General features: G+C 62.2%; 4 protein-coding genes and 1 pseudogene. 2 read left to right on the forward strand and 3 right to left on the reverse strand.

Annotated features, from left to right (window positions below):
• Positions 1–131 precede the first annotated feature (131 nt).
• Both GQ57_RS35295 and fadB read right to left on the reverse strand, forming a co-directional pair.
• Positions 132–914, reverse strand: coding sequence for an SDR family NAD(P)-dependent oxidoreductase (locus GQ57_RS35295; RefSeq protein WP_034200312.1), 783 nt, complete (start codon positions 912–914; stop codon positions 132–134).
• Between the two features lie 39 nt (positions 915–953).
• Positions 954–3236 carry a fatty acid oxidation complex subunit alpha FadB gene (gene fadB / locus GQ57_RS35300; protein ID WP_235215186.1) on the reverse strand — a complete coding sequence of 761 codons (2283 nt, stop codon included), beginning with the start codon at positions 3234–3236 and terminating at the stop codon, positions 954–956.
• 336 nt (positions 3237–3572) lie between these two features.
• Here fadB and GQ57_RS35305 point away from each other — a divergent pair, with 336 nt between their 5' ends.
• Together GQ57_RS35305 and GQ57_RS35310 are read left to right on the forward strand one after the other, a co-directional pair.
• Positions 3573–4019 (forward strand): PaaI family thioesterase, encoded by a 447-nt coding sequence (locus tag GQ57_RS35305; protein WP_152603437.1) that lies wholly within the window; start codon positions 3573–3575, stop codon positions 4017–4019.
• A gap of 21 nt (positions 4020–4040) precedes the next feature.
• A complete protein-coding gene (locus tag GQ57_RS35310; protein WP_081896855.1) occupies positions 4041–4826 on the forward strand; it encodes an IclR family transcriptional regulator in 786 nt (261 codons plus the stop codon).
• A 1048-nt stretch (positions 4827–5874) separates the two neighbouring features.
• Here GQ57_RS35310 and GQ57_RS42585 read toward each other — a convergent pair.
• Positions 5875–6000, reverse strand: a pseudogene (locus GQ57_RS42585) (IS30 family transposase); the annotation flags it as partial.

The raw sequence follows: 6000 nt of genomic DNA on the forward strand, positions 1-6000 counted from the left end.
CCCTTGACGCCTTCCGCGGCAGGTAGTGACCGCATCCTCGGGTGTCCGCCACCCCTCTACAATTCGACCTCGATGGCCGATGTCGCGGCATTTGTCCGACACCGGACGAATACGCCCGGCGCCGGCGTCCGTCAGCGCGCGGCCATGCGAATCGCGCCATCCAATCGAACGGACTCTCCGTTGAAATAGCCGTTGGCGATTATGGTTTCGGCAAGCTGCGCAAACTCTTCGGGATTGCCCAGACGCTTCGGGAATGGTACCGATGCGGCCAGCGCGGCCCTGACGTTGTCGGGCAACGCTTGCAACAGCGGCGTGTCGAAGATGCCGGGCATGATGGTGTTCACGCGAATACCTTCGGACATGAGGTCGCGCGCGATCGGCAAGGTCATCCCAGTGATCGCGGCCTTTGACGCGCTGTAGGCCGCTTGCCCCATCTGCCCGTCCTGCGCGGCCACGGAAGCCGTATTGACGATCACCCCCCGTTCACCATCTTCCTGCGGATCGAGTGTCAGCATGCCCGCTGCCGACTTCGCGATGCAGCGGAAGGTGCCCACCAGGTTGATCTGGATGATGCGATCGAACGCATCCGTCGGAAAGTACTTGACCTCGCCGGTCGTCTTGTCGCGACTGGCTGTCTTGATCGAATTGCCGGTGCCTGCGCAGTTGACCAGCACACGCTCCTGGCCGTTTGCGACGCGTGCCTGTGCAAATGCAGCGTCGACCTGTTCTTCGGACGTCACGTCGACCTTGCAGAACACACCGCCAAGCTCGCGCGCCAACGCCCCGCCCTGCTCCGTGTTCAGGTCGAACAACGCCACCTTGACGCCATGGCTTGCCAGGCGCCGGGCCATGACGGCACCCAGGCCGGACGCACCGCCGGTAATCACCGCTGCAATATTGGAGTCGAGTTTCATGTTTTCTATCGAGTCAGTAGGGATCGGAACAGGGTTGGGTCAGACCTGGTAGTAGCGTTCGTGAGCGGCAGCCATTGCCCGCATGCGCGGCGTCGCCGCATAGTGCGGCCCTAACGCGGCATGCTTTTCGCAAAGCGCCACCACACGGTCGAGACCGAGCCAGTCCGCGTACTTGAGCGCACCGCCGGCATAGGCAGGGAAACCCAGGCCAAGCAACAGTGACATGTCGAGTTCCGCAGGGGTGGCTACTACGCCTTCCTCCAGCGCATGTGCCGCCTCGACGATCATCGGCAGCATCATCCGTTCGATGATTTCGTCGTCGTCAAACGCGCGCGGACCCTGCAATTGCAACGTCGCGACCAGCGCGTGCGCGTCCGCCGCCGGGGACTTGCGCGGACGGCCCGCCGGATCATTGTCATAGCGATAGAAGCCCACGCCGTTCTTCTGGCCATACCGTTTGTTTGCGACCATCAGCTTGATCGCGTTGCGCTCGACCGGTCGCATGCGCTGCGGATACCCGGCGCCGATCACGTCGCCCACGTGCGCGCCGACATCCATGCCGACCACATCCTGCAGGTATGCGGGCCCCATCGGCCAGCCGAAGCCCTCCATCACGCGGTCGATCTGTTCGAAGTCGGCGCCATCGGCCACGAGTTGCGTGAAAGCAATGATGTAAGGTGTCAGGAGGCGATTGACGAGGAAGCCTGGGCAATCCTTGACGACGACCGGCGTCTTTCCCATCGCCACGGCATAGCCCACCGCCGTCGAGACGGCGGCATCGCTTGTCTTCTCGCCACGAATCACTTCGACCAGCCGCATGACGGGTACAGGGTTGAAGAAATGCATGCCGACAAAGTTTTCCGGGCGGGCGAGCGACTGGGCAATGTCGTCGATGCGAAGACTGGACGTGTTCGATGCGATCACCGTGCCAGGCCCAACGGCCCTTTCGAGCGCTGCGAGCACTTTCCGTTTGACATCGAGGTTCTCGACCACGGCTTCAATCACGCAATCGACCTCGGTAAAACCTGCTTCGTTGAGCTGCGGGACAATTGTGGCGCGCACCGCATCGGCCTTGGCCTGGTCGAGCTTGCCATTCTTGACCAGCTTGGCGAGTTGCTTGCCGGCCTCGGTCATCCCGACATCAAGCTGCGACTGGGCAATATCCTTCAAGCGCACCGGCATACCGCGAAGCGCGCTGGTGTACGCAATGCCGCCGCCCATAATTCCCGCCCCCAGTACCGCCCCTTGCTTGACCGGACGGGCGTTCTGCGCGTGGCGTCTGAACAGTTTCTTGAGCGCCTGATCGTTGAGAAATGCCTGGACGAGCGACCCGGCCGCTTGTGTGCGCGCGATTCGGCCGAAGGCTGCCGATTCGAGATCCAGCGCACCGGCACGGTCGCAGGTCGCAGCCTCGACCATCATCTCCAGCCCCATGACCGCGGCCGGTTGATGCTTGCCGCTCCGTGCCGCAATCTGCGCGCGCACGGCGCCCGCGATGCCCGCCGCTTCTTCACGCGTCATCGGCATACGCTCGAGCTTGCGCCGTTGCGCGTCGCGCCAGTTCACGTCTCCCTGCACCGCACGCCGCAACAGGTCCAGGGCGCGATCACGCAGGCTTTCCGGCGCGGCGATTTCGTCGACAACGCCCGCGGCAAGCGCCGCCGACGCCTTCGCCGGATTTCCGCTCGCGACCCACTCCGCGGCGGTACCCAGGCCAGCCAAGCGCGACAGACGCACTGTGCCGCCCAGGCCAGGAATCAACCCGAGATTGACCTCCGGCACGCCGACCTGCGCCGTCGTCGACATCACCCGCATCGGTGCCAGCAAGGCCACCTCGAGCCCGCCGCCGAGTGCGAAGCCATTGATCGCCACCACGCTGGGGATATCCAGATCCTCAAAAGCATTGATCCGGTCGTTGTTCGCGCGCGTACCTTGCGCGATCTCCTCGGCAGGCTGCTGGAACGTCGCGCCGAACTCGGTGATGTCGGCACCGACGATGAACACCTCTTTCGCACTGGTTACCAGCACGCCACGCACTTCCGGCGACGCCGCGATTCTCCGCGTCGCCTCCTCGAATTCGTCGATGGTCCGTGCGTCAAGCTTGTTAATGGCCGCGTCGCGCCTGTCGAAGCGCAACTCCACCAGACCGTCCTGCAACGGCAAAACCTCGATGCTCTCACCTTGAAACAAAATCTCCTCCTTGTCACCGGTCTCCAGACCGGCCCATACCGAAGCGATAGAGACCGTCGATCGGACGGCACGCCTGGAACCGGCAACCGAGCCGCTTTCCAGGGGCGCCGGTATGCAACGTGCCAGATGCACCAAGGCTAGACAAAAGCGCGCGCGGTCCCATCGTCCGATATGAGTATTTGGCGGCTGGCGAGATTGGTGCCTTCTGAGCCCCCTGTTGCAAGCGGCCCGGCGGAAGGATGGCGAAAAATAGTCCGTTTGAACGACCGATCATGTATCCGGGATCCCGTACCGTTCGGCTGCGGACGTCAGCCAGGCTCCGGTGAGTCGAGCCCCTCGTGAATCGACACGACGCGTATCGGCGTAACAGGCACACGCCGTGCCCCGATGTGTGAGGGTTTCCGGATCCTGCACGGCCTCCGTGAACAGTGTCGATCCTATTTAGTCGGATGTTGAGTGATGTATCGAATGAACGAACCCGTCAGCCGGCCGGCACCGCCGGACGCAGTCGACGACACACCACCGGACGGATTTGTCCGTATGGCAACGAACGGAGGTTTCACCGCGCAACTCGGAACCTTGTACTGGCATGCCGAACGGCGCGCGGTCGGCATCCGCCTGGGCGCATGTCATCTGAATCATCTCAGCATCCCGCACGGCGGATTGCTCGCGACACTCGCCGATACCGCGATCGGCATCGTGCTGAACCGCGAAAGCGGTGCGAAACAACAAAGCGTCACCGCACATCTGAGTCTTGACTATCTCAATACCGCGCGTGCGGGCGACTGGATCGAAGCGCAAGTCGACGTCGACAAGATGGGCGCCCGCCTGCATTTCGCGACATGCCGGCTGATGTCCGGCGAACGCTGCCTGCTGAAAGCCAACGCGACGTTCGCTGTCGTACGGCCGCGATAACGTGAGAATTGTCGGCGTGCCATGAATACGAACGCAGAATGCCCCACCCCGTCAATCGAAGCGCGCGAGCCCCCCGGTCGCGCGCGCGGCGTGCAAACGCTCGATCGTGCCATCGACGTGTTGCGCTTGCTCGCGCAACATCAGTTGGCCGGGATGTCGCTGGCGTCGATCGTTGCGGAAACCGGGCTCGACCGCACGACCGCGTATCGGATCACGTCGTCGCTCGTCACATCCGGCATGGCCTCGCGCGATCTGCACAAGCGATATCGGCTTGGCGTCGAGACGATGGCGCTGGGCATGGCGTCGATGTACCGCCCGCCACTCGTCGAGCGCTGCACTCCAATGATGAAGATGCTTGCACGGCAGGCGACCGGGCATGTGCTGCTGTCGGTTCAGTCGGGCGACTATTCGCATTGTTTGCACATGGAGTCGCCAAGCGCCCGGATACTCGAACTCGAGTCGTACGTTGGCAAGGTCCGTGTGCTGGGGACTGGCATTTCCGGCGTCGCGCTGCTTGCCATCCTGCCCGACCGCCAAATCCACCAGCACTATGCGCGGCACTGCGCCGAATATCAGCAACATCGTGTGACCGAAAGCAAACTGCTGCGCATGGTGAATCAGACACGGGCAGCCGGTTTCGCCTATATCACGTCGGGCGACGTGGCGGGTGTCGGCATCGGCTTCGAGGCAGGTTCATGCGGACTTGCAGGCCTGAACTTCGTCGCGCTCGCTTCCGAATTGTCGAGTACGCGCGCAGCCGAGATCGCCGATCTGATGCGCACTCAGCTATGCCACTATCTTCGTTGAACGCATCCCGCTCTCGGCCAGCATCGTCAGACGCCGCCCAGCAGTTGCACTTTTCCGGCCCAATTCTTCCCGCTCCCCTTTCGAAAAGATGCGTCTGTTCTCGCACCACTTGTCCAAAAAAGAAGTAATCCAGACCAATATGGCTCAACCAATTGCGAATCACGGTACCCCGGCGTTCTCGACCTTGGCAGATCGCGCTGCGCTGTTGCTCCATGTTCATAATGAATCGCGGCTCCCCCGATACAACACGCACTGTCACAAGACGACAGAATGAAACATCGATACATGCCGTTTCTTCGTGCACTTGCGTTTCAGTCAACCGCCACCTTGGCTGCATGTGGTAGTGATGCGGCCAGCAACCCGATCTCTGCGGATATTGTTTCAGCCTCAGCCTACTCGGCCTCATCCGGTGTGGCCAGCGTCACTGCGATCTGCCAGTTGGTCGCCTACTGGGCGCCCCATTCCAACTTCAAACCGGTAAAAGGCAACGACATTGTTGTTCGCTCTTCGACGGACCGCGCCGGCCCGCGGCCGGCCGGTCGTGTCTTGTATGAACGGTACACGACGCATCCACCGACGGTCTCGTTGCGAAGAACATGCCGGTTACAGCAGCCGACGACGAGACCATTTTTCTGCAAGAGGCAAGTGACATGGTGGCGTTCCTCAAGGGCCCGCGTCCGCTCTAACGCTTGGGCGGCTACGTAGGTTGCGATGCCTTACATGAATCCCAGTTCGCACTTGCGTTCGGCCGCCGAGAAATGGTTCGGACCTCCGGGGGCCTGGCCTTGGCGTGTGATGCGCTACGGCCGCACCACTCGCGGTGTCCGGTACGTCTGGATAGAGGCACTGCGCCCGGCCGGCGCGCGGACCATCATCTTCTTCCGTCATCCGGACAGCGCATGGCGCGTGTTTCCTCCGGATGCCGAAGAATACCCGATGCTGGGGCGACCGCAGCGCCGTTTCCAGAATCCGGCAGGGCAAGGTCATGGCACCCACTGCGCGCTAGGCAAAGAATAGCGTGGGCGCCTGACCGCTCTCGCGTGCGGATTCAACCCGTCGATGCAACGAATTGATGAAATCGCTCAGCCGGTGTATCGAAGTCTAGTGTCTTTCGCGGACGCTCATTGAGCCGCCTGGCTACAGCATTGAGCTTGGCCTGCGAATAGGCCGAGAG

Origin of the sequence: Burkholderia sp. MSh2 (assembly GCF_000731655.1) — a bacterium.
GTDB classification, from domain to species: Bacteria; Pseudomonadota; Gammaproteobacteria; order Burkholderiales; family Burkholderiaceae; genus Burkholderia; species Burkholderia paludis.

Bases quoted from the DNA above. Each gene is read 5' to 3' on its own strand.
- GQ57_RS35295 (WP_034200312.1), bottom strand. From the start codon at position 914: ATGAAACTCGACTCCAATATTGCAGCGGTGATTACCGGCGGTGCGTCC.
- GQ57_RS35305 (WP_152603437.1), top strand. From the start codon at position 3,573: ATGAACGAACCCGTCAGCCGGCCGGCACCGCCGGACGCAGTCGACGAC.
- GQ57_RS35310 (WP_081896855.1), top strand. From the start codon at position 4,041: ATGAATACGAACGCAGAATGCCCCACCCCGTCAATCGAAGCGCGCGAG.